Raw genomic sequence first — 24,226 nt, 5'->3', positions numbered from 1 at the left:
CCTCACCCAATCACCGAAACACCGAAACGATCACCGGCGGACGGATCCGCTCAGCTCGGCACGCAGCTCGGGGGTCAGCATCTGACCGACCTGATCGACCAGCACAGTCATCTCGTACGCGATCTGGGCGATGTCGCAGTCCCGCCTGGCCAGCACGGCCAGGCAGGATCCGTCCCGGATCGAGGTGAGCAGCAACACGCCGTAGTCCATCTCGACGATCGACCGGTTGACCTTCTCGGCACCCAGGCATTTCGCCGCGCCCAGATTCAGGCTGACGATCCCGGCCGCGATGGCGGCCATCTGCTCTGCCCGGTCCTCGGGCAACCGGGATGAAGCGGTGAGCAACAAGCCGTCGACCGAGATCACGATCGCGTGCGCGACGCCTGGGACGCGCTCTGTGAAGTTGTCCACAAGCCAGCCGAAACGGCTGATCTGACGAGTCTCCGTCATGGTTTCTCCTCCCCCTGGTCGGCTTTGCTCTGGCGGACGCCCGCCTGGAAACTGCTCAAGAAGCCCCTGGCACGTTCAGCGTTGGCCGGCGGTCTTGGCGGCACGGCACTGCGCTTGCCGTTGGCAGCACCATTGTCACTGACCGATCCGGCGAACAGCTGTGCCTTGGGAACGCGTTTGGGCAACTCACCTTCTTTTTGGGGTGTCGTGGCGACCGACGGCCGCGTCTGCTGGGGCAACGGCGGCTGCTGCGCCGGAGCCGCCGGAGCCGCGCCACCGAGCCACGCGAAGTCCTGTGCGGGCTCCGGTGCCGCCTGCTGGGTCTGCGTCTGGGGCGTCTGGGTCTGTACCTGTACCTGTACCTGGGGCTGGACCGGCGCCGGGGGTGCCACCGGCTTGGTCTTCACCACTGTGGGCGGCTCGTCGGGCGGCAGGTCCTTGGACAGGAACAGGATCGATGCGGGTGAGCTCGCCAACGGCAGTTCCGGCAGGGACACCGTGATGCCCACCGACTTCAGGCGGCCTGCCAGGCCGTGCTCCTCGACCGGGATGTCCTGGACCTCCGCGGGCTTGATGGCGGAGGTGTAGATGACATCCGGCGGCACGACCACCGAGGCCACCAGGCCGTCCTGCTCGCCTTCCCGGCGCGAGAGCACCACGGAGATGCCATGGCGGCTGGCCAGGCTGCCGACCACGAACAGGCCCATCTGGCGGGAGACGGGCACGTCCACGCCACCGGCCGCGGCCACCCGGCTGTTGGCCTCGGCCAGTTCGGTCTCGGCCATACCGATGCCCTCGTCGAGGATCTCGATCAGGACCGAGCCGTCCTCACGGCGCTCGCCCTGGATGGTCACCTGCGAGTCGGGCGGGGAGAAGGCAGTGGCGTTCTCCACCAGTTCCGCGACGGACCGCACCAGGTCACCGGCGGCGTAACCGAGCACCTCCACCCGCGGCACGGACCGCACGGTCGCCCGCTGGTAATGCTCCACTTCGGACACAGCGGCGCGCAGGACGTCCGACAGCGGCACGTGTTCGCTGAACCGCCGGCCCAGGTCGGCACCGGAGAGCACCACGAGGTTCTCGTTGTTGCGGCGCATCCGGGTGGCCAGGTGGTCCAGCTTGAACAGGTTCTCCAGCTGGTCGGGGTCGTCCTCTTTCTGCTCCAGCTGTTCCATCAGCCGCAGCTGCCGTTCGACCAGGCCCTGGCTGCGGCGCGACAGGTTCACGAAGATGTTGCGCAGGTTGCCGCGCAGCGCGGCTTCCTCCTCGGCCGACCGCACGGCCTGGTTCTGCACGGTGTCGAACGCACGGGCCAGCTGACCGAACTCCTCAGTCGTCTTGACCGGCATCGGCTCGATCGCCGCGGGCTTGCCCGCGCGGATGTCCGCGACCACCGCGGGCAGCTGGTACGAGGCGACGTCCAGGGCGGCGTTACGCAGGGAGTTCAGGGACCGAAGCAGGTACCGGCCGACCACACCACCGATCGCGGCGGCCAGCAGCACCATCGCCAGCAGCAGCACCGACTGTGTACCGGCGCGGTTGCTGCTGTCGTTCTGCAGGCGGGCGGACGCGGCCTGCAGCTCGCTGGCGGCACCACGGGCCACGAACGCCATCAGGCCGGTCGTCGCGTCCGACGTGGAGTTCCATTCCTTGGCCACGAACGGCATCGTCGGCCGGACGTTCGTACGGCGCTGGGCCGGGGACACCTCGGCACGGGCCTGGCGGACCATCGCCTGGCGCGCGGCGACATCCGAGCCGGTGACCGTGTCCAGATACTGCTTCCACAGGAACGGGGGCGCGACCGCACGCGCGTCGACGATCATGTCGGCGAGCCGGACGTCGGCCTCGATCAGCTGTTCACGCTCGGGGCCGGACAACTCGCCGCGGCGGAGCCCGACCAGCACCAGCGACTGCTGCAACGCCACCTGCTCGCGGGCGACCTGCAGGTCGTAGAGCGCGGTGGACGCACCCGTCAGTTCCTCGTCGGGGAACCGGCTGACCAGGGTGCGGTCGAAGTCGAGGATCGCCTGCACGATCGTGCCGTAGGCCGACAGCACCGCGGTGGAGTCCGCGCCGGAGGTGACCTGCTGGCGGATCTCCTTGAGCGCGCCGAGTTCCTGGATCAGCTTGTGATAGCCGTCCAGCGACGCCTGGTCCATGTCCGGCGCCTGGTCACGCAGCCAGTGCAGGGTGTCGATCAGCGTGTCGGTGCCGGTGGTCTGCTGCTGGAAGGCCTCGACCGGCGGCTCCACCGCGAAATTGCGCTCACGCTGGACAGCCGACAGCAGCGGCACCAGCTCCGCGCGCAGCACAGCCAGACGCTCGACCCGGGCGTACGAGTCCGCCAGGTCCATGTCGGCCTGCACCCGCAAAGTCCCAAGCGTCATCGCGCCAATGACCGGCACCACCAGGACGGCGCCGATCTTGACGAGCACAGGCCAGTTCCGCCACTGCATGGCGGCCGCCGACCACGAGCGCCGAGCAGTCACGAGAACTCCAAATACAAATAGGACATCGCGGCTAACCTAAGGAATCGTCGCCCATTTGTTCAAGTGTCAATTACGCCACGACTCCAGCACGTTCCGTCAATGGGCCGGTACACAGACCAAGGATTGGTGTTGGAACTTTTCACACAGAAGAACTACTTGGTGATACATCCACGCACACCTGTCTTGACGTCGCGGGTACCTCGGCTTTAGCTTGTCCCGGCCGAGCAGCCCGGCTCCAACCTGCGGAGGACCATCCCCATGAAAACAATGCCGTCCTTTTCGCGGGAGCATGATTTCCCCGAACCACCGGACGGCGAACCGGACTTCGAGGCGATTGCCCGCAGTCCTGAGTTCATCGCCATACGGCGCCGGTTGCTGCGTTTCACCTTACCGATGACCGCACTGTTCTTGTGCTGGTATCTCGGATATGTCCTGCTCGCCGCTTACGCGCACGACTTCATGAGCCAGCGTGCGTTCGGGAACGTCACAGTCGGGCTGCTGCTGGGGTTGTCGCAGTTCGTGAGCACGATAGTGATCATGGTGTTGTACCTGATCTTCGCCAAGCGGCGGGTGGATCCGCAGACGGCCGAATTGGCCGAACGAATGAGCACGGGCAGGCGATGACAGTCAATCTGGCCGCAACCGCGGGGAATCCTGGTATTAACATCAGCGTCTTTGTCGGCGTCGTGGCCGTGACGTTGTTCATCGTCTACCGGGTGAGCAGGAGAAACACCACCGCGGCCGACTACTACGCCGCAGGCGGCTCGTTCACCGGCATCCAGAACGGGTTCGCGCTCTCCGGTGACTACCTTTCGGCCGCGTCCTTCCTGGGCATCGCCGGCGCGATCGCGGTCTACGGCTACGACGGGTTCCTGTTCTCGGTGGGCTTCCTGGTCGCCTGGCTGGTGCCGTTGCTGCTGGTGGCCGAGCGGATCCGCAACATCGGCCGGTACACCATGGGCGACGTCATCAGCTTCCGGATGCGCCAGCGCCCGGTGCGGGCCGCGGCCGCGAACTCCACCCTGGTCATCTCGTTCTTCTACATGCTCGCCCAGATGGCCGGTGCCGGTGGTCTGGTCGCGCTGCTGCTGGACGTGCACACGGTCGGCGGCCAGGCGCTGGTGATCGGCGTGGTCGGCCTGATCATGATCTTTTATGTGCTGGTCGGCGGCATGCGGGGCACCACCTGGGTACAAATTGTCAAAGCCGCGCTCCTGCTCGTATGCGTCGCGCTAATGAGCGTGTTCCTGCTCGGCAAGTTCGGCTTCAGCCTTTCCGACCTGCTCGGCAAAGCCGTCAGCAACAACGCCATCGACAGCGCGGTCCTCGAGCCCGGCGCGCGCTACGGCAAGACCGACACCTCCAAGCTCGACTTCGTGTCCCTGTCGCTGGCCCTGGTGCTCGGCACCGCCGCGCTGCCACACGTACTGATGCGCTTCTACACGGTTCCCAACGCCCAGCAAGCGCGCCGGTCGGTCGTCTGGGCGATCTGGGCGATGGTGCTCTTCTACCTGAGCACGCTGATCATCGGCTACGGCGCGAGCGCGATGGTCGGCTCGGACGCGATCGTCAAGGCACCCGGCGGTGAGAACTCGGCCGCGCCGCTGCTCGCGTTCGAGATCGGCGGGGCCACCCTGCTCGGGATCGTCTCCGCGGTGGCGTTCACTACGATCCTGGCTGTCGTCGCAGGCCTCACGCTGACCGCCTCGGCCTCGTTCGCGCACGACGTGTACGCCAACGTGATCAAACGCGGCAACCCTGAACCGGGCTCCGAGGTCCGTGTCGCCCGGCTCACCGCGGTCGTCGTGGGCTGCCTGGCTGTGGGCGGCGGCATCCTGGCCATCGGCCAGAACGTCGCGTTCCTGGTCTCGCTGGCGTTCGCGCTCGCGGCCTCGGCCAACCTGCCTGCGATCCTGTACACGTTGTTCTGGCGACGTTTCAACACCACCGGGACGTTGTGGTCGATCTACGGCGGCCTGTCCACGTGCCTGGTGCTGATCACGTTCTCGCCGGTGGTGTCCGGCAGCCCGACATCGATCTTCAGCGGCGTGGACTTCGCCTGGTTCCCGCTGTCGAACCCGGGTCTGTTCTCGATCCCGTTGTCGTTCGCGCTCGGCATCGTCGGCACGATCGTCGGCGAGAAGAAGGGCGACAGCGACACCGAGCGCCGCGACGAGATGGCGGTCAGGTCAGTGACCGGGATCGGCTCGGACTGACCTAGTGCTTCAGGGCTTGCGGCCGACAGCGCCGACCGCAAGCCGCTGGGTCGGGCCCAGCGGACGCAGCCGGGGACCGTCGGGCCACCAGTCGGCCAGCGTGACCAGCCCTGGTTCCAGCAGGTCCAGCCCGGAGAGCATCCCGGCGATCCGGTCCCGGGTACGAAACCAGGCCCCGATGCCGGTGTCGGTGTAGATCTTGACCAGATCGGCCATCAGCCCGGCCAGTTCATGGTCCGGCCCTGGGTCGAGCAGGTGCGCGAACACCAGGTAGGACCCGGACGGCAACGCTGAGACGTAGGCCGAGATGATGCCTTCCGGATCACGTTCGTCACGCACGTGATGCATAGTCCCGGCGTGCAGCAGGGCGACCGGCTGGCCGAAGTCGAGGTATTTGGTGACGGTCGGGTGTTCGAGAACCTGCTGGGGCTGCCGGAAATCGGCCTCCACCATGTGTGTCCGGTCGTTGTCGGCCAGCAGGGCACGGCCATGGGCGAGCACAGCCGGATCCCGGGACACATAGAACATGGTCGACTCGCGGTTGAGCCGTTGCGCGACCTGATGGACGTTCTCCGCCTCGGGCAAGGTCGCGCCGCAGTCCACGAACTGCGCGACACCCATCTCGCGGGCCAGGTACCGGGTCACGCGCATCAGGAAGTCGTGCCGGTCGCGGGACGCGCGGCCGAACTGCGGGTCCAGGGCCAGCAACCGGTCCTTGACGTCCCGGTCGACCTGGAAATTGTCCTTGCCGCCGAGCATCGCGTCGTTGACCCGGGTCAGGCTGGCCCTCGACGTGTCGACCCGGGCAGGCAAGCCCTGGCCGTACGCCGAATCGTCGCCCCGAGTCATTCCGCGATCCCGTCTTCTGCAGTAGCTGATCACTGCCAACAGTACGGGGTTCACGCAGTGCGACGAGCGGAATACGCCGTTCAGAGGGTTATCCGGCGTGCTCCGCCGGACGGCCGGATAGTCAAATACCTAGGCGCCGGCAACCCGTTGCGGCGGAAGGCATCGGACACATATGCGCGCACCGGGCTCACCTTGGACGCCGCGACGAGTGCGACCGCGGGCCGTCCTGGCCCGTCGACCAGCATCGACGCGCCGAAAGCACCGCCGGCGAGCGCGGCCTTGACCGCGATGTCCTGTTCAGGCTCGGGTTCCTGGGCTTGGTGGAAAGCCATCAGATACCGGCCGAGCAGGCCCAGCGATGAGCAGTCCTGTGCGGGAATCTCGTTGGGCCGAATGGCCGTGTCACGTCTCACACGGGTGTCGATGACGAGCAGCCGGGCGTCCTCGATGTCAAGGCCGACTTCGTATCCGGTGAACGCGACCGGGGCCAGCGGCTCACCCTCGGCGAGCGCGCTGACCAAGTCGTCCATGGGAATGTCCGGGCGGCATAGGTCTCGAATGGCCAGTCCGGCGGCACAGGCGAGCGCGGTCTGCGACGACAGGCCCGAACCCGCCGGAAGATCGACGCTGCACAGCAAGGTCGCGCCGCCGGGCCGCAGCCTTTCGATCACGCGGGCGACCGGTTTGGCCCACTCGGGCAACTCCGAACTCAACGGAAGCACGACCGGTTCGGCCGGTTTGTTGATCGAAGTGAGCTCCAGCAGGCCGTCGTCGCGGCGCTCCCCTGCCACGATCGCGCCCCACCGGCAGCACATCGCCATCCCCGGCACCACGTTCACGACGCCGGGCGCGTACCAGACACCTTCCGCCGAACGGCCGAACGCCTCCCGGAAGGCATGGGGCACAAGGCGGAGCTCGGGCGCGAGATCCGGCCGGTCAGCGAGATCCGTCACACGCTCTCCTTACGTGCGAGCACACGGTAGGCGTTGCCACGGTCGTCGCGCCGGGCGATGCTCTGGTTCACGGTCCTGTCCAGCAGTCCGGCCACGATCAGCCACGGAATGCCGACCGACCACACCACAGCACTGCGCAGCGCCTTCAGCCGCGGCTTCGCGGGCCGCCACGGCGACGGCGAACGCGGTGCGATCCTGGCCAGGAACAGGTAGCTCGACAGCACGAAGTCGTTGCACAGATGCGCTTTGCCGCGTTCCTCGGCGACCGGCTGCAGACCGCGCTCGGCGAGTGCCTTCTTGAGGTTGGCGATCGGCAGCATGTGCTGGTGCTGCGGCTGAAACCATGGCATCCAGTACTTGCCGAACAGCCGGCCCAGCTTCCACTCCGGATCGGGCACCTCGATCAGCAGGTATCCGCCTTCGCCCAGCACATCGGCGACGATGTCCAGCTCGTCCCACGGGTCGCGGGTGTGCTCGAGGTAGTGGTGCATACTGATCACGTCGTAACGGCCGCGCAACTGGTCGGCGAAGTCCTTGAAGTTGCCGCGGTAGGCCTCGGTGATCCAGCCGAGCGTGGCCGCGTCCTCGATCGACGCGCCCTGATCAAGCCCGTCGAACCTGGTGTCCGGCAGGATCTCCTTGGCGCCACGGCAGAAGTGCGCGTGTCCCGATCCGACGTCCAGCCAGTTCGACGGTGTGGTGAACGGCTGCACCATCCGGGCGCGGTCGTAGTACGGGTCAGGCTTTCCGGCGAACACCGCTTCGGCCGCACTCGCGCCGTGACCGTCGTAGAAGTCCCGGTAGTAGAAGTCCAATCCGGTCGTCGACAAACGCGGGTTCTGGAACACGTGTCCACAGGAGACGCATCGGTCCATTGTGAACTCACCGGGCTTGCGCTGGACCAGGTCCACACTGTGCACCCACTGCTTGAGCGAGGCCGACCCACAGGTGGGACAGGCCTGCAGGCGCGGCTCGTAGAACCGGTCGGTCCCGCGCTCGATCTCCTGCTGATAGGACGGTACCGAGGCCAGCATGTCCTTCTGCTGCTGGATTTCCGCGTTGGACTGCCACCGCCCGCCGAGTGTCCGCACCCACAGATACGGCTGATAGACCGCGCGCAGCACCGAAGTGAGCAGGAGATCCTTGGGCCGCAACGGCGTTCCGGCGAACACCAGGATCGGCTGCAGGCTGTAGAACGCCGCGGCGATCAGGCCCCATGGCCCGGTCCAGACCACCGTTCCCAGCACGGCCAGATACCCCAGAACCGAGGCGCTGGTCGAGAGTGCCGGGCGTTTGCCCAGCTTGCGCAGCCGGGCGGCGCGGGTCGACAGGTCGTACGGGCCTGCCGGGAGGGTCGGCGCGACGGCAAGATCGACGCTGACGCCTTCACGGTCCTTGACCCGCCGCGCCACCGAAACGAACTCGGTCGGGTCTGTCGGCTCCTTGATACCGAGCTTGTCCACGGCTTTGCGGCTGTAGAGGATCGCTTCGCTCGCGCTGATCCCGCGTTCCCAACGACCGGACCGGTACGTCTTCGGGTCGACCTGTTTGAGCAGGTCCAGCGCGGCCACAGTGGACAGGTTCGCCGGGATCAGGTCGACCAGGCCGAGGTCCTCGGTCCGGGCGAACTCGATCGCGGCCTGGCGGACGTCCTCGGGCAGCACCGCGGGGAAGCTCTCGAAGTCCTCCGAATCGCCGGCCACCTGAGGCAACACTGCCTGCGGCAACACCTGCATCTGGCTCGCTCTGCCCCGCAATCGCAGTGTGTCCAGCGCGAGGAAGGCCACTACCAGGCCGAACAGGATCCAAGCGATCATGCCGCCACCGCCTCGAGATGATCGGCCGCGGCGGACGCACCGCCCGCGGCTCGGAAGGACTCTTGCACCCGGCGCGCGTTGGCCGCGTAGTCCGGGGTGTGCAGGACGCTGTCCAGGGCGGTGCGGATCTCGCCGGCCCGGACGCGGGTGTACTTCAGCCGTACGCCCGCTCCCGCGGACACGACTTGCTGCGCGATGATCGGCTGATCGTCCCTGATCGGAGTGACGACCAGCGGCAGCCCGTGTGCCAGCGCCTCGCACACGGTGTTGTGCCCGCCGTGCGAGATCACCGCGTCGACATGGTTCATCAACGCGAGCTGCGGAACACGTTCAGCCACAAGCACGTTCGACGGTGCCTGGACGGCATCGGGTGGCGCGACCATGACGACCTGAACACCTTGCATGTCCGTGACAGCGTCGATCACTTCACCGAAGAACCGTTGCCCCGCAGCGCCGTTCAACGTTCCCAACGAGACGAGCACTCGCTGATGCCCATCGGCCAGCCAGGTCCACGGGAATTCCGCTCGCTGTGGCCGGTGCCCCAGCGCCGGGCCGGTGAACACGTAGTGCGTGGGGAACTCATGCGCACCGACGAGCTCCCTGGAGGTGAATGCGAGTACCAGCCGGTCGGAGAACCGGATGTCCTCATCGGACCCGGACAGTTCGTTCAGCTGACGGCGAATCCACTCCTCGACTTTCGGCATGGTCTGCAGTGGACGGATCAGCTCCGCCGGAGTGCTCGCACTGGTGACCCATGGCGTGCCGGTCTCCCGCGCGACCACCGGCCCAGCCAGCGCCTGCTGATCGGCGATGAGCACATCGGGCACGAACTCGCTGACCGCCGCCCGCACGCCGGGGATCATGGCGTGCCCCAACGGGATCAGGAACTCCTCCCACAGGAACTTCAGCACCGCGATGCCCTTGAGGCCGAGCCAGCGTTGCCGCGCCTGCTGAATCCCCTGTTCCAGAACGTCGTCCAGCGCCGGGAAGATCCGGGAACTATCCGGTAGCAACGCCCGCAGCGTCCCCGGATGGCCGACCCACGCGACCTCGTGCCCACGCCGCAGCAGCTCACCACCGACAGCGACCGTCGGATTGACATGGCCGGTCAAGGGCGGCACGACGAACAAGTACCGGCTCATCGGAGCTTCTCCAGCCAGCCGGTCACCGTCGCGATGAGATCCTCAGTGGCCTCACGCAGAACCGTATGCCCAAGCCCCGCGATGACATGCGTCTCGCAGTTCGGCACCAGCCGGGCGAGGTCCTTCTCCGCGTCGACGAGTTCCGACTCCGCCCCGAACACGCCCAGCACAGGGCACTGGACGTGTTCGAGGTCTTCTTCGGAGAGGAGCGCTCCGCAGACCAGATCATCGATCAGGGATGTCCCGTTGAGCAGGGCGTTGGCGTTGCCGGCGAGCTTGGCGACCTTGCGCTGGCCGAGTTTGATCAGCTGTTCCTGGGTACGGTCGAACTCCAGGCCGAGCGCGGCGACACTGAGCGTGTTCACGATGTCCTCGACCCACAGCTCACCGGACGCGCCCGCGCATGCCGCTTCCACGACCACAACCCCAGCGACACGGTCCGCTGCCTTCAGCGCCGTGTGCATCGCGACGATTCCGCCATAACTGTTGCCCAGCAGGTAAACCGGCTCCTGCACGCCGAGCTCGTCGAGGATCGCGATCAGGTCCGACGCGCTCTCCTGCGGCGTGTATCCGGTCGCGGGACGCGCGGACATGCCGTGACCACGCAGGTCGAACAGGATCGTGCGGATGCCTTGGCGGGCAAGCGGCGCGGCAAGCGTGTAGTAGAAGCTGGACAGGTTGTCCATCACCAGGCCGTGCACGAACACCACAGTGGGGCCGGTGTTGTCTTCACCCAGCTGCTGGACGTGGAACCGCAGGTCGCGGGCTTGGATCGTGGCCACGGGTCAGCCGGCGCTCGCGGCGGGCTGCGCCTCGATGTGGTCCACGAGCTGCCCGACGGTCATCGCCATGATCTCGTCGATGTCCATGTCGCCCAGGAACGCCACCAGGTCGACACGGTCGCCGTAGCGGTCCCGCAGCCGTTCGGCCAGCGCGACGAACTCGATGCTCTCCAGGCCCAGGTCGTCGCTGAACGTCGTGTGCGGGGTGACCTCCATACCCAGCAGGACGTCCTCGCCGACCACCTCCTCGATCATCCTGACGACATCGTCCAGCACGTCAATCTCGGGCACGGTGACCTCTTTCCTTCCAAGCGACCACATAGGACGTTCCCTGGTCGGTGATCACGGCCGCGTCCGGCGGCGACCAGGCGCCCGGCTCGATGCTGATGTCCACCCGTGTGTCGCCCGCGATGGCCACAGCACAGCCGGCCGCCGACGGTTTGCGTGGGTCCGCGCAGTGCGCGACCGAGACCTTGGGTGTGGCGAACGCGCCACGGACGCGTACTTCAGTACCTTCATCCGCGACCGTCAGCTCGGCCGGGAAGATCGGCCCCGCACCGCGGTTCCACAGCCAACGCCGGACCGCGTCCTTGACCGCGATGTTGCGCAGCAGCCACTGCCTGCGGGTGCGCAGGTCAAGATTTTCGTAGCTGACCCGCTCTTGGGCTGTCAGGTAGCGGCGTGCCATCAGCTCACGAGTGGCGCTGTCGGCCCATTTCTCGGTCACGAGAACCCAGCCGCCAGTCTGCGGTTCGGCCAAGGTGTTGCGGTCCGGCCGCAACTTGACCTGCCAGATCCGGTCGTCGGTGGTGAACCGGCGCGTTGTCCAGCCGTCGATCCGGCACCACAACCGGCCGTCGGCTGTGCGCAGCTCGGCATCCGCGCGCATCTGGTCTGCCGTGACCTCACGAATCCATGCCTCGCACTGGACGCGCTCGCCGGTTTCCGGGGCCGGGCGGTAGAACTCGATCCGGTCGATGCCGGTGGGCAGCACGGTCTGGTCCACGTCCCGGCTGACCTGCATCCAGTGCCCGATCAGCTGGCCAGCGCAGTCCAGCAGCGCCCCGGACGCGGGCAGTGCCGTGATCGTGCCGCTGATCCCGTTGTCCGCCAACGTTTTGATCTCGGAAACGCCCGCGTACTGCGGGCCGTGGAACATCCAGCCTTCGCTGTAGAGCTCGCCGGCCTTTACGGGTGCGGGCCTGGGCTGCCGGAACGCCGGGTAGGTCCGTTCCTCCGGTCGCGGGGAGCCGAACCGCACGTGGCCTTCGGCGTAGTCGCCGACGCGGACTCGTACCCGGTCGCCGTCGAGCCGGGCGGTGATCCGGACCTCCGTGGCAGGCTCGACCGCGAGCCAGCGCATGGCACGAACCGATTCGACAGCACAGACGGAGCCGGCTGGAACGATCTTGCGGGCGGCGTCGACGATCACTTCGACCAGGCCGGTGATCGGCACGATCGGGAACCCGTCGGACAGGTCCGGCCAGCCGTCGGCCTGCGGGAAGATCGAGTGGTCGACCAGTTCGGGCATGGCGGGCAACGAGAAGACCCGGCTGAACTCGGCCTCGAGAGGCTGGGGCCCCGCGAGGGCCTCGCTGACCTGCCGTGCCACCGCTGTCGTCTCGGCCAGCACCGCGTTCAGCGCGGCACCGATCGGGGTCGCGGTGCCGACCGGGAGGTGATGATCGACCGTGACCGGATCCATTCGCAGCGGCCGCAGCCCAAGGGAAAGCGGCTTGGCTGTCCGGCCGCGGTTGAGCCCGAACGCCCACAGTGCCGCGACCGCGCGGTGTTCCGAGTCGCCGGCCACGGTCAGGTGCTCCTGCGAGCCGAGGGTGTCCTCGACGAATCCGGTCAGGCTGCCCGGCCCGACTTGGACGAAGGCGCGGATTCCGTGGTCGTGCAGACGTTGCAGCAGCGGCCGGAACCGGACTGGTTCCACCAGGTGCCGCAGCACCAGCTCACGGATCTCGTCCGGCTGGGCGGGCATCGGGGCCAACGAGGTCGCCGACCAGACCGGCACTGTGGGCGCGCTGACCGGTAGCGCGTCCACAGTGGATCGCGCCGCGGTGAGGTACGGCGCGAGCACCGGCGTGTGAAAACCGGTCCGGAACGGCATGACCTGAGCCAGAACGCCTTGTGCGCGCAGGCGTTCCACGGCCTTCTGCAGGTCGTCGGCGGGGCCGCAGATCACCGACTGGTGCGGGCAGTTGTCGTGACTGACCACGACCTGGACATCGATCTCGTCCAGTGTCTGCTGGGCCTTGGCCGCGCTGCAGCCAAGCGCGGCGTAGACCACGTCCGCGACAACCACCATGCCTGGTCGCAGCGACTCCACGAACTCGTCGATCGTCGGGTAGATCCCCGCGACGATCATCGCGGTCCACTCCCCCATGCTGTGCCCGGCCATCGCGCCCGGCACGATCCCGGCCTCCCGCAGCCGGTGTGCCTGATGCCGCCCGGCCTTCACGAGGGTGACCGCGTGTTCGACCACGGACTGCTCACCTGCCAGCTCGCCCGTGCCGCGCTGCTCGAATCCAGGGAACAGGAACCCGATCTGGCCGGGTCCGGTGAGCAAAGGCTTGGGTGAGAACCAGATGTCGTGCCGCCCGGTCCACTTGCGGCCCCGGGCGACGACCTGTCGAGCTAGTTTGAGACGCTTCGCGTCCGGCTGCCAGATCGCGAGCCGGCAAGCTAGATCTTTCGCGGGGATTCGGCGAGCCGCCCGGCTCAGCAGATCGGCGTCGTCGGCCAGCAGTTCCCGCTCGAGGCCTTCCGGGGTGTCCGCGGACAGCAACAGCACCGACGCGATCGGGTCCGGCGCCACCGCGACGGCAGCGTGGTCCTGTTCCAGCACAACGTGTGCGTTGATGCCGCCGAATCCAAAGGCGTTGACTCCGGCGCGGCGCAGTCCTGTCCACTCGCGCGGCTGCATCACCGGTTCGAACTTGGTGCCCCTGAGGGCCGCGTGTGGTTCGTCGACGTGCAGGGTCGGCGGCAGTACTCCGTGGTGCACGGCGAGAGCTGCTTTGATCAAGCCTGCCATGCCCGCGGCGGGCATGGCGTGGCCGATCATCGATTTGACCGTGCCGATCCCGACCGGGTCGCCGGTCGCGCCGAACGCGTTGATCATCGTCGCCAGCTCGGCGGCGTCACCTGCCGGTGTCGCGGTGCCGTGTGCCTCGATCAAACCCAGTTCTGCCCCCGGGCCGAGTCCTGCTTCGGCCCAAGCTCGTTGTACAGCAAGGAGTTGTCCCTCCGGATTGGGTGTCATCATGCTGGTGGACCGGCCGTCGCTGGCCGTGCCGACACCGCGGATCACGGCGTAGATCCGGTCGCCGTTGGCCACAGCGTCCTTGGCACGTTTGAGCAGCACCATTCCGACGCCCTCCGACAGCAGGGTGCCGTCGGCGGACCGGTCGAACGGCCGGATCTGCTCACGCGGGCTCAGCGCACGCAACTGCGTGAACACACTCCACAGAGTCGGGTGATGCGACACGTGCACGGCACCGGCGAGCATCGCATCACACCGGCCGGAGATCAGCTCACGCACAGCGTGTTCGACCGCGACGAGCCCGGAAGCACAGGCGGCGTCCACTGTGTACGCCGGGCCCAGCAGGTCGAACCGGTTCGCGATCCTGGACGCGGCCAGGTTCGGCACCAGCCCGATCGACGCCTCCGGCTGGTCGGGGCCGAGCCGTTCCCGCAGTGACGCCCGCAGTGCCGCCTGGTCGATCCCCGGGACCAGGTCCTGGATCACCGACACCAGCTGGCTCACTTGTACGCGCTGGTCAAGCCGTGCGCATCCAGGTGTCAGGTAACCGCCGCGGCCGACGACGACTCCCACCTTCGCGCGGTCCGGCAATGCCTGCTCGCCACCGGCATCGGCAATCGCCTCGGCGGCCACCCCGAGCGCCAGCAGCTGGTCGGGTTCCGCGTGGTCCACAGTGGACGGCATGATGCCGAACCTGGTCGGGTCGAACGTGGCCAGATCGTCCAGGAAACCACCGCGCCGGCAGTAGAAGCGGTCACTGGCGGGCGGAGCCGACGGGTCGTAGTAGAGATCCGGGTCCCACCGTGACGCCGGGATCGTGCCGATCGCGTCGACCGAACCGACGATGTTGTGCCAGAACGTCGGCGCGTCGCCGGCGCCCGGGAACAGCGCGCCCAGGCCGACGATCGCGACGTCTACATCTCGCATTGGTAGACCACCTGGACGTCCTGCTTGGTGCCCAGCGAGAGTTCTCGCAGCAGGCTCGCCACGCCTTCTCGCGGGTCGATCAGCTGGATGCCACGCTTGGCGTACTCGCCGGCCAGCTCGGCCGCCATCCCGCTACCCGCCCACGGGCCCCAGTCGACGCTCAGCACGCGGGCGTCGCTCTGGATGGCCCAGAAACGGGCGATCCGGTCGAGCGTGTCGTTGGCCGCCGCGTAGTCGGCCTGCCCACGGTTGCCCACAACACCACTGATGCTGCCGAACAGAACCATGAATCTCGGGTTGTGCCGGAGCGCGGCCGCCAACGCCCTGGCACCGTTGACCTTGGTGTTGTAGACGCGGGCGAACGCCTCAGGTGTCTTGTCCGCCATCAGTTTGTCGTCCAGGACACCGGCTCCGTGCACCACGCCGTCGAGCCTGCCGAACCTGGCGACAATGTCGTCGATCACCGCGTGCACGGCGGAGGCGTCCTGGACGTCGCACGAGTGGTAGCGGACCGACCCGGCCGACGCCCGCAGCTTGTCCATGGTCTGCCGGATCTCCCGCTCGGCCAACAACTTGCGGGCCTGAGCAGCGATCTCGCCACGGTCGCGCAGCCCGGTTTCGATGAGCGCCCGCCGTAGTTCGGCTTCGCCTGTCGCACCTGCGGTCCGTGGGTCCTCCATGCCCTTCGGCGGTGGTGTCCGCCCGATCAGTTCGATCCGGCAGCCGGTCTGTTCGGCGAGTTCGATCGCGGCCAGCGCGGTGATTCCCCGCGCGCCGCCGGTCAGCAGGACCACGCTGTCGGCATCGAGTTCGAATCGAGCGTCCTGAGTGAATTCCACTGTCTGCAGCTCGATCGCGTGTCGTTTGCCTGAGGCGTGACCGACGACTGCGGGGCCGTCGGCTGTGGTCAGCTCCGCCATCAGCGCCTTGGCGATCACGCGGTGGCTTTCCTTCGGGTTCACGTCGACCGCCCGGACAAACACACCGGGGTACTCCAGCGCGGCGGTCCGGATCAGGCCGTGCATACCGAAGTCCAACGGTTCCCACTCGTCGTGCAGGTCCCTGAACCCCAGGGTGCCGCCGCCGGCGGTCGCCACGATCAGGCCTTTCACACCGGCGGTCAGGCAGGTGCGGATCTCCTGGTACGCCTCGGGAAGCGTCGGCTCGCCGTCCGAGCGCAACGCACTCAGATAGATCACAAAGTCGGTGTCTTCGATGTCGGTGATCGTTTCGACGGTGCGCGGCGTGCCGCCCAGCCGTTCGACCTGGTCGGAGATCTCCAGGCCGACGTCACCACCGTCGTCGACGATCAGGACGCTGCGACCGGCGAGCGCGGCGGGCTCCGGCTGCGGGCAGCCGTCGATCGTGACCAGTGCCGGGATCTGGCGGACCGGACGCCCGCCAGGCACGGTTTCTTCCGCCGCAACAGGTTCGGCCGCACCAGGTTCGGACCGTGCTGTGTCCTCTTGTCCAGTGAACCAGCCGACGATGCCTTCGATTGTCTTGATCCTGGCCAGGGCCTCGACCGTGGCGCTGTCGCCGCTCACACCGAGCGCACGGGCGAGTTCGCCGATGATCTCGGTCCGTTTGATCGAGTCGATCGACAGGTCGGCTTCCAGGTCCAGGCACGGATCGAGCATCTCCGGCGGGTAACCGGTCCGGGCGCTGATCGTCTCCAGCACCACCGTCCCGACGTCGACCGCGCCCCGTTCCGGTTCCCGCGCGGGTTCGGGGATCACGACCTCGGGCACGACCACCGGGGCCGCGACCTGGACCGGCGCCGCCGGAGCGGTACCGAGGTAACCGAGCAGGACATCACGTTGGGCGGCAACGGCTTCCCGCATGCCGTCGAGGAATTCCTTGACCACCGCGTCCCGGGAGATCCCTGCCGACGCCACCAGCCTCGGTGCCTCGCCTGCCGGGCGCAGGCCACCGTTCAACGCATTGCCATCGGCGTCACGCACGAGTCCTCCATCCACGAACCACTGGGGACGAGCGGGAATGTCGTCGAGCCGGACCGGCGTGGCCCGGCCGGTGAAGATCGGCGCGACATCCACCGGCACGCCCGCGACAGCCAGGTCGGCCAGGCCGCGCAACAGGACCTTGATGCCGTTCTCGCCCGCGGAGTCGCACGAAACCGCGGTGTACGGCCGATCGCCGAGGATCTTGCGGACCAGGCCGGTGAGCACACTGCCGGGCCCGGCCTCCACGAAGACCCGGGCACCCGCGGCGTACATCGACTCGATCTGCTCGACGAAGCGAACCCCGGCCGCGAGCTGCCTGGCCATGGTCGGCCGGATCTCACCGTACGGCGTAGCGTCCACATTGGACCACACTGGGAACGCGGGCGTCCCGACCCCATGACCGGCAAGCACTTCCGCGAAGCTCTGCTCCGCAGCGGCCACCAACGGACTGTGGAACGCCGCCGCGACCGTGATCGGCTTCGCCGACAAACCCGCTTGCGACAACCGTTCGACCGCACTCGCGATCACCTCGGTCCCACCCGAGATCACGACCTGTTTCGGCGCGTTGTGGTTCGCGACCACGACGCCGTCCGGCAGGAGATCACGAACCTGCTCGATGGATGCCGAGACAGCAGCCATCATGCCTGGATCGTCGCCCACGGCGTTCACGATCGCGTTCGCCCGCGCCGCACTGAGTTCCAGCAGTTGTTCGGGTTCGAACACGCCTGCCGCGGTCAACGCCACCAGCTCGCCGTAACTGTGACCGCCCGCGATGTCCGGCCGGATGCCCAGCTGCGCAAGCAGTTGCGTCATCGCGAGGCCCGCGATGCCCAGCGTCGGCTGGGCGACGGTCGTATCGGTGATCGCCGCCTTCTGCCGGTCGGTTTCCTCACGGGTGATCGCGGCCGGCGGGAACATCACGTTCTCGTACCGTCCTCCTGCCAGCCTGAGTGTGTCCTGCAGCCGTGGGAAGGCGGTGAACAGGTCCAGCAGCATGCCCGGCCGCTGGCTTCCCTGGCCTGGGTAGAGGAACGCCACCTGTGGCGTGCCGGTGTTGTCGCGCAGCCGGACCGGGCCGTTCGCACGCCAGGCATCGACATCGGCGAGCACCTGGGCGAGCCGGTCGAGATCCTCGACCACCGCCGCGGCGTGAATCGGCTGGCCGGGTGCCATCGAGGCGGCCGTCGCCGCCAGGTCACGCAGGCTCTTCGGCCGGCCCGCGGCGTCGTTCGCCTGCACCAGACGAGCCAGTTGGCCTGCTACCCGCCGGGCGGCGGCCTGGTCCGCGCCACGGAACACGAACAGTTCGGCGGGCCACGCCTGCAGACCGTGTCTCGGCTCGTCAGCACCGCCGTATCCGGTGATCACGGTATGGAAGTTCGTGCCGCCGAACCCGAACGCGCTGATCCCGGCCGTGCGTTCTTCCGCAGGGGCCGACCAGGTCCGGTGCCCGAAGGCGAACGGGCTGTCGGGCTTCCAGTACGAGTTGGGCTTCTGCACATGCAGCGTCCCGGGCCGCAGTCCGGTGTGGACCGCGTGCGCGGCTTTGATCACACCGGCCAGCCCCGCCGTGCACTTCGTGTGCCCGATCTGGGATTTGACCGATCCGATCGTGCAGCTGCCCGGGTCCACCCCGGCCTCGGTGAACATCTCGGTCAACGCGGCCAGCTCGGTCCGGTCGCCGACAACCGTCCCGGTGCCGTGGGCCTCCACCATCCCGACTGATGAGACGGAAACCCCCGCTGAGCCGTAAGCACGTTGCAGGGCACGGCGCTGACCGTCGGCGCGTGGCGCCGTCAGGCCCAACGACCGGCCATCGCTGGAGGCACCGATGCCCTTGATCACGGCGTAGATCCGGTCGCCGTCGCGTTCGGCGTCTGTGAGTCGTTTCAACACCACACAAGCGACGCCTTCACCCAACGCGATGCCGTCGGCAGCCGAGTCGAAGGTCGCGCACCGGCCGTTGGGCGACAACGCCTTCACCGAGGCGAACATCAGGTAGTCGTGCGCGCTGTTATGCAGGTCCACGGCACCGCACAGGACCATGTCACTGGATCCGGCCCGGAGTTCCTTGCAGGCCACGTCCAACGCGGCGAGGCTGGACGCACACGCGGCGTCCACTGTGTAGTTCGCGCCACCGAGGTCGAGCCGGTTGGCGATCCGTCCGGCGATCACGTTGCCCAGCACGCCTGGGAACGAGTCCTCCGTGAGCCTCGGCAGGTAGTCGTCGAGCTCGGCAGGCGTCACGCCGTAGAGCGCGGGCATCGCCGACCGCACGGTGTAGGCGTTGGCCAGGTCGGCACCGGCCTCCGCGCCGAAGATCACCGAGGTCCGGCCGCGATCGAACTCGCGCGTGCGATAGCCGGCATCGTCGATGGCCCTGGCAGCTGCTTCCAGCGCCAGAAGTTGCGCCGGCTCGATCGAGGTCAGCGACGCGGGCGGGATGCCGTAGGCGAGCGGGTCGAACGGGACCGGGTCCAGGAAGCCGCCCCAGCGTGAGGGCGTGGCGTCCTGGTACAGCCCGGGATTCCAGCGATCCGCCGGGACTTCGCCGACCGAGTCGACGCCCGCGACGATGTTGGCCCAGTACTCGGCCATGTCCCCGGCGCCGGGCAGCATCGCCGCCATGCCCACGATCGCGATGTCCAACGGCTCGCCCACGCTCGGCGCCGGCTCCTCGGCCAGCTCGGCGTAACGGGCTTGGAGCAGGTCCGTGCTGGTCACCTGCTCGTGCAGGGTGGCGATATCGGTCAGCTCGGACCGCAGCGTGGCCGCCTGGCCGATCATGAACATGCCGGCTTCGCGTTGTTCGTCCTCGCTGACCTCGACGAGATCCGCGCCTTCGCGCCTGAGCCCGCGGCTGGCTATCCGCAACCTGCCCAGGTTGAGCCGCTCCAGCCGGGCCCAGGCCTGCTGGCGGTCCACCCCGGCCAGCTCGGCCTTGGCCTGGCCGAACATGTCCACAAAGGATGACTGGGCGCAACGGACACTGTGTCCCGGCGAGGTCTCCAGCAGCGCGGTCTGCGTGCACTCCAACGCGACCTGCTGGAACACCGGCCGGATCGCGCCGAGCTGCACTGCCTCCCTGGTGAACAGGTATGCCGTGCCCATCAGCACGCCGACCTTCGCGCCCTTCTCAGTCAGCGGCGCACTCATCGCCGACACCATGGCCGCGGAGCGTTCGTCGTGGATGCCGCCTGCGAAGAGCACGCTCACACCGTCCAGCGAGGCGCGGCGAAGCAGGACCGAGATCTGCTGTTCCCAGAGTGTGAAGCTGGACCGCGGACCGGTGTGGCCACCGCATTCCCAGCCTTCGAACACGAACTTGCGGGCGCCCTCATCGAGGAAGCCGCTGAGCAGGGCGGGCGACGGAACATGCAGGAATGCCTGGATACCGGCGTCTTCGAGGGTCTTGGCCTGCGCCGGGTTGCCGCCCGCGACGATGGCGTACGCCGGTTTGGCGGCAAGCACCTCGGTCAGTTGCGCGTCCCGGACATCCGGCTCGGCGAAGCCGAGGATGCCCACACCCCACGGGCGGTCCGGCAGGCGCCAGGCTGTCTCGGTGAGCAGCGTCCTGGTCTGCTCGCCGGTCATCAGCGCGAGGGCGAGGAACGGCAGGCCGCCACCCTCAGCGACGGCCTGAGCGAAGGCCGGCTGGTCGCTCACCCGGGTCATCGGGCCCTGGGCAACGGGGTGGCGGACATCGCTGAATAGCCCGTTCGGCCGCAATACCGGATTCGCGGCGGCCACGGCAAGATTCGCCCGAACAGCCTTACGAACAATTTGCACGACGCCGCCAGCCGTGCGGCCCGATTGGCTCAAGCCATTAGCCAGAGCGCCGTCCTGTCCCACTGACAGGGGAATGCCCAGCCCGGGGCGCGTAAGCATACGGCAGCCGTCAACAATCGTCGTGTCCGCGCCGTCCATGGCCGCAATAGCCGTCACGACCTCGGGATTGAGACAATCCCGGACTTCGGTGGCAAGCGCCAGCTGGCTATCAATCACCACACCGCTCGCACCGCCCGCGACGGCTGCGGCGGCGGTATTCGGGCCTATCCCGCCCGCGGCCCAGACCGGCAGATCGAATTCCGCGACCAGGCGCTGCAGCAGCACAAACGTGGTGGCCTCACCGACCCGGCCGCCGGCCTCACAGCCCTTGGCGATCAGCCCGTCGGCGCCGCCGTCGACCGCCGCGCCGGCCTGCTCGACCGAGGTGACCTCGACCAGGACCCGTTTGCCCGGGATTCGCACGGGTTGTGGCGTAAGGATTACGTCGACGTAACCCGGCAGCTCGTCTATCCTCAGTGGACAGTCAGGACCGATCCGGACGCCGAAGCCCCGGCCCAGTCTGCGGGCCGCGACCCCCAGGTGCTCCCAGGCCAGGGCGCGGTCACGCCCGAGATCGAGCACACCGAGACACCCGGCGCGCTCTACGGCGACGACGAGGGCGGCATTCGGTTCGGCGAGCGGACTCACGCCAATGACCAGGTCACGACACGAAAACACGCTCAAGTCGATTCCTCCTCCACACCGGCAGGGAATGGGATGTGAAAGGAAACCAGTGGTGAACAACCGGAGCCGCCACCCCGGCGGGACGTTTCCGGACCGTTTACAACCGTTTCAGCGGGTTAACCAGTACGCAACTCGAATAGCGGACTTCTCTTTGTGCGAAGTGCCGGACACAATTGGGTTCTCATCGCCCCGGCGAGGACGCACATCGATCACCGTACAAACAAACCCCGATGCCGTCCACACCCTTGTGAAAACTTCTCATGTAACGCCGGATGGTTGTCCCGCGACCACACCACCTGCCTCGGGAAACGCTCACCGAGGTGAGTGAATAACAGTTCGGCCCATGATCGGGGTCGCCGCCACCAGGCAAAACACCCTCACCCGGCTGAGTTACCCCACGTCAGAACGGACAGCGTGAGGCGGCCGCACCCAACCGGGTACGGCCGCCTCACACACCACGTCAGAACGGGAAACTGGGAATATCTCCCCGCACGGTGACCCACCGCGTCTCGGTGAACGCCTCGATGTTGGCCTGCGCGCCACCGAACCGTGACCCGGTCCCGGAGGCCCGCACGCCGCCGAACGGAGCAAGCGCTTCGTCGTTCACGGTCTGATCGTTCACATGCACGATGCCGGTCGGAATTCGTTCGGCCAGAGCCAGGCCCCGCATCGAATCCCCGGTCAGGATGCCGAGCGACAAACCGTACTCACTGTCGGCCGCGAGCTTCACCGCCTCGTCCTCGGTCGAGAAAGGCGTCACCGAGGCGACCGGCCCGAACACTTCCTCGCGGTACGCGGGTGCGGAAGCGGTCGCGTCGGTGAGAACGGTCGGGCGGTAGAACAATCCGGAATAGGTGCCGCCGGCCACGAGGACCGCGCCGGCGTCGACCGAGGCCGTCACCAGATTGTGGATCTTGTCGCGCTGAGCGGCGTCGATGATCGGCCCGAGCGCTACCTCCTCGGTCGCCGGGTCGCCCACCGGCAGCGCGTCGGCCTTCTCGGCGAGCAGCCGCACATAATCGTCGTAGATCGACGAGTGCACCAGGTGCCGTCCGGTGGTCATGCAGATCTGGCCCTGGTGGAAGAACGTTCCCCACGCGGCCGCGCCCACCGCCCGGTCGAGATCGGCGTCTTCGAGCACGATCATCGCCGAGTTCCCGCCCAGTTCCAGGTGCGCGCGCTTGAGGTGCTTCCCGGCGGCCTCGCCGACAAGACGTCCGGCCGCAGTGGACCCGGTGAACGAAATGACCCGCACGGCCGGGTCGGCGACCAACGCGGCGCCGGTCTCCGCACCGCCCGGCAGGACGTGCAGCAAGCCAGGCGGCAGCCCGGCCTCCTCGAACACACGGGCCAGGACCACGCCACCGCACACCGCCGTCCGCGGGTCCGGCTTCAAGATCACGGCGTTGCCGAGCGCCAAAGCCGGTGCCACCGACCGGATCGAGAGAATCAGCGGGGCGTTGAACGGTGCGATCACACCGACGACTCCGGCCGGGACACGGCGCTGCATGCTCAGCCGGGGAGCCTCACTGGGCAGCACGCAACCCAACGGGTGCGCCGGCAACGCGGCGGCTTCGTGGCATTCCTGTTCTGCCACATGCAGTTCGAAGCCGACCTTGCCGCCGATGCTGCCCGACTCCCGGATCAGCCAGTAGCTGATCTCCGCGGCGTGCGCGCCCCACAGCGCCGCCGCGCGGCGCAACACGGCCGCGCGTTCCTGGAAAGGCGTTGCGGCCCAGGAACGCTGTGCCTCGACCGCGATCGCTGACGCGGCGGCGACGTCGGCCGGGGCGGCGATCCCGGTCCGGCCGAGCTCGTTGCCCGTGGCGGGCTCGATGACAGGGGCGTCTCCCCCGGCCGAGGCCACCCACGTGCCGTTGAAGATCCGCCCCTGCCAGATCTCATCGTTGAGAAAAGCCATGCGCACTCCTGTCTCGCTGAGCCCGACTTAATATCGCGCTCAGCGGCCGGAGTCAGCCCGGGTTTCCATTCAGCGGAAGTGAGTTGCCCGGGCGATTCGATCCTGCAGCGCGCGCTCCTCCGCTATCTCACGAGCGTTCGGCGACAGCGCGACGATCGCGAGCGTGACAACTGTTACGAAGGTGATGCCGACGACCATCGGCAGCAGCAACGATTCCCCTGTCATCCCAGTCAGTCCACTGGTCGCGTCGTGCGGCATCACGTGCGCGGCGAACATGCCGACATGGTGCATGCCGTTCACGGCGACACCCATGATCAGCGCCGCGATCACCACCGCACCGAACGCACGGATGTACAGCGTCGCCCACAACGCGGCCGTCGCGGCGACGACTGCGATCACCACCGAAGCGGCCACCAGCAACGGGTCGTAGTGAATCTCCCCGAACAGGTTGATAGCCGACATTCCGACGTAATGCATGATGGCCACGCCACCGCCGGTGAAAGCACCGCCGACGAATAGCCAAACCGGTCGCTCGCCGAAACCCACCACGAACATACCGACGGCCACCACGGCTATCGCGAGAACCATGCTCAGAATGGTTACCGGAGCGTTATAACGCAACGGTGTTCCGTATACTTCCGAGCCGAGCATCGCAATAAAATGCATCACCCAGATACCGGTGCCGCCAATGGAGACCGCCGCCAGCGCCAGCCAGCGCGCCCGCTCCGAGCCGACCGCCGCCCTTGCCCGTGACGTGCACAGGAGTCCCAGGGCAGAGCCCACTACAGATGCGACGTAGGCGATCACCGCCGTCACGACATTAAAAGAAAACCCATACATCGCCTCGCCCTCCCCGACCTGGGGGCGCCCACCCCAGCCAGCAACCACTTAGTAATGCTCAACATAGCAACCTACGCAAGAGAAGCAACT

14 protein-coding genes are annotated in these 24,226 nt (G+C 67.6%); 2 read left to right on the top strand and 12 right to left on the bottom strand.

Annotation, left to right across the window (positions count from 1 at the left end):
• Positions 1-30 precede the first annotated feature (30 nt).
• Positions 31-450 carry a roadblock/LC7 domain-containing protein gene (locus tag JOF56_RS30905; RefSeq protein ID WP_209642990.1) on the bottom strand — a complete coding sequence of 140 codons (420 nt, stop codon included), beginning with the start codon at positions 448-450 and terminating at the stop codon, positions 31-33.
• On the bottom strand, positions 447-2,939 hold the full coding sequence (locus JOF56_RS30900; RefSeq protein ID WP_209642989.1) for a sensor histidine kinase: 2,493 nt from the start codon (positions 2,937-2,939) through the stop codon (positions 447-449). The genes JOF56_RS30905 and JOF56_RS30900 overlap by 4 nt, the downstream gene beginning before the upstream one ends.
• Positions 2,940-3,197: 258 nt before the next feature.
• On the opposite strand from JOF56_RS30900, the gene JOF56_RS30895 reads away from it, so the two are divergent.
• Together JOF56_RS30895 and JOF56_RS30890 are read left to right on the top strand one after the other, a co-directional pair.
• A complete protein-coding gene (locus tag JOF56_RS30895; protein ID WP_209642988.1) occupies positions 3,198-3,563 on the top strand; it encodes a DUF485 domain-containing protein in 366 nt (121 codons plus the stop codon).
• Positions 3,560-5,155, top strand: coding sequence for a monocarboxylic acid transporter (locus JOF56_RS30890; RefSeq protein WP_209642987.1), 1,596 nt, complete (start codon positions 3,560-3,562; stop codon positions 5,153-5,155). The genes JOF56_RS30895 and JOF56_RS30890 overlap by 4 nt, the downstream gene beginning before the upstream one ends.
• 9 nt (positions 5,156-5,164) lie before the next feature.
• Here the strand turns inward: JOF56_RS30890 and JOF56_RS30885 are convergent, their stop codons facing one another.
• The 10 genes from JOF56_RS30885 to JOF56_RS30840 all read right to left on the bottom strand — a co-directional run bounded on the left by JOF56_RS30885 (position 5,165) and on the right by JOF56_RS30840 (position 24,112).
• A complete protein-coding gene (locus tag JOF56_RS30885) occupies positions 5,165-6,004 on the bottom strand; it encodes an SAM-dependent methyltransferase (RefSeq protein ID WP_209642986.1) in 840 nt (279 codons plus the stop codon).
• Positions 6,005-6,084: 80 nt separating this feature from the next.
• Positions 6,085-6,957, bottom strand: a complete 873-nt coding sequence (locus JOF56_RS30880; RefSeq protein WP_209642985.1) for a GHMP family kinase ATP-binding protein — start codon at positions 6,955-6,957, stop codon at positions 6,085-6,087.
• Positions 6,954-8,774 carry a class I SAM-dependent methyltransferase gene (locus JOF56_RS30875; RefSeq protein ID WP_209642984.1) on the bottom strand — a complete coding sequence of 607 codons (1,821 nt, stop codon included), beginning with the start codon at positions 8,772-8,774 and terminating at the stop codon, positions 6,954-6,956. Before JOF56_RS30875 ends, JOF56_RS30880 begins: the two co-directional genes overlap by 4 nt.
• Positions 8,771-9,916, bottom strand: a complete 1,146-nt coding sequence (locus tag JOF56_RS30870; RefSeq protein ID WP_209642983.1) for a glycosyltransferase — start codon at positions 9,914-9,916, stop codon at positions 8,771-8,773. The genes JOF56_RS30875 and JOF56_RS30870 overlap by 4 nt, the downstream gene beginning before the upstream one ends.
• A complete protein-coding gene (locus JOF56_RS30865) occupies positions 9,913-10,698 on the bottom strand; it encodes an alpha/beta fold hydrolase (RefSeq protein WP_209642982.1) in 786 nt (261 codons plus the stop codon). The genes JOF56_RS30870 and JOF56_RS30865 overlap by 4 nt, the downstream gene beginning before the upstream one ends.
• Positions 10,699-10,701: 3 nt before the next feature.
• Entirely contained in the window at positions 10,702-10,989 is a 288-nt protein-coding gene (locus JOF56_RS30860; RefSeq protein ID WP_307855331.1) for an acyl carrier protein, read from the bottom strand.
• Positions 10,976-14,899, bottom strand: a complete 3,924-nt coding sequence (locus tag JOF56_RS30855; RefSeq protein WP_209642981.1) for a beta-ketoacyl synthase N-terminal-like domain-containing protein — start codon at positions 14,897-14,899, stop codon at positions 10,976-10,978. The genes JOF56_RS30860 and JOF56_RS30855 overlap by 14 nt, the downstream gene beginning before the upstream one ends.
• Positions 14,887-21,369 carry an SDR family oxidoreductase gene (locus tag JOF56_RS30850; RefSeq protein WP_307855807.1) on the bottom strand — a complete coding sequence of 2,161 codons (6,483 nt, stop codon included), beginning with the start codon at positions 21,367-21,369 and terminating at the stop codon, positions 14,887-14,889. The genes JOF56_RS30855 and JOF56_RS30850 overlap by 13 nt, the downstream gene beginning before the upstream one ends.
• Before the next feature lie 466 nt (positions 21,370-21,835).
• Entirely contained in the window at positions 21,836-23,296 is a 1,461-nt protein-coding gene (locus tag JOF56_RS30845) for a benzaldehyde dehydrogenase (RefSeq protein WP_209642980.1), read from the bottom strand.
• A gap of 69 nt (positions 23,297-23,365) precedes the next feature.
• Complete coding sequence (locus tag JOF56_RS30840; RefSeq protein ID WP_307855330.1) at positions 23,366-24,112, bottom strand: MHYT domain-containing protein; 747 nt, start codon at positions 24,110-24,112, stop codon at positions 23,366-23,368.
• Positions 24,113-24,226: the final 114 nt, after the last annotated feature.

This window comes from Kibdelosporangium banguiense (genome assembly GCF_017876405.1).
GTDB lineage: Bacteria > Actinomycetota > Actinomycetes > Mycobacteriales > Pseudonocardiaceae > Kibdelosporangium > Kibdelosporangium banguiense.
This window is presented reverse-complemented; position numbering and strand designations above follow the sequence as displayed.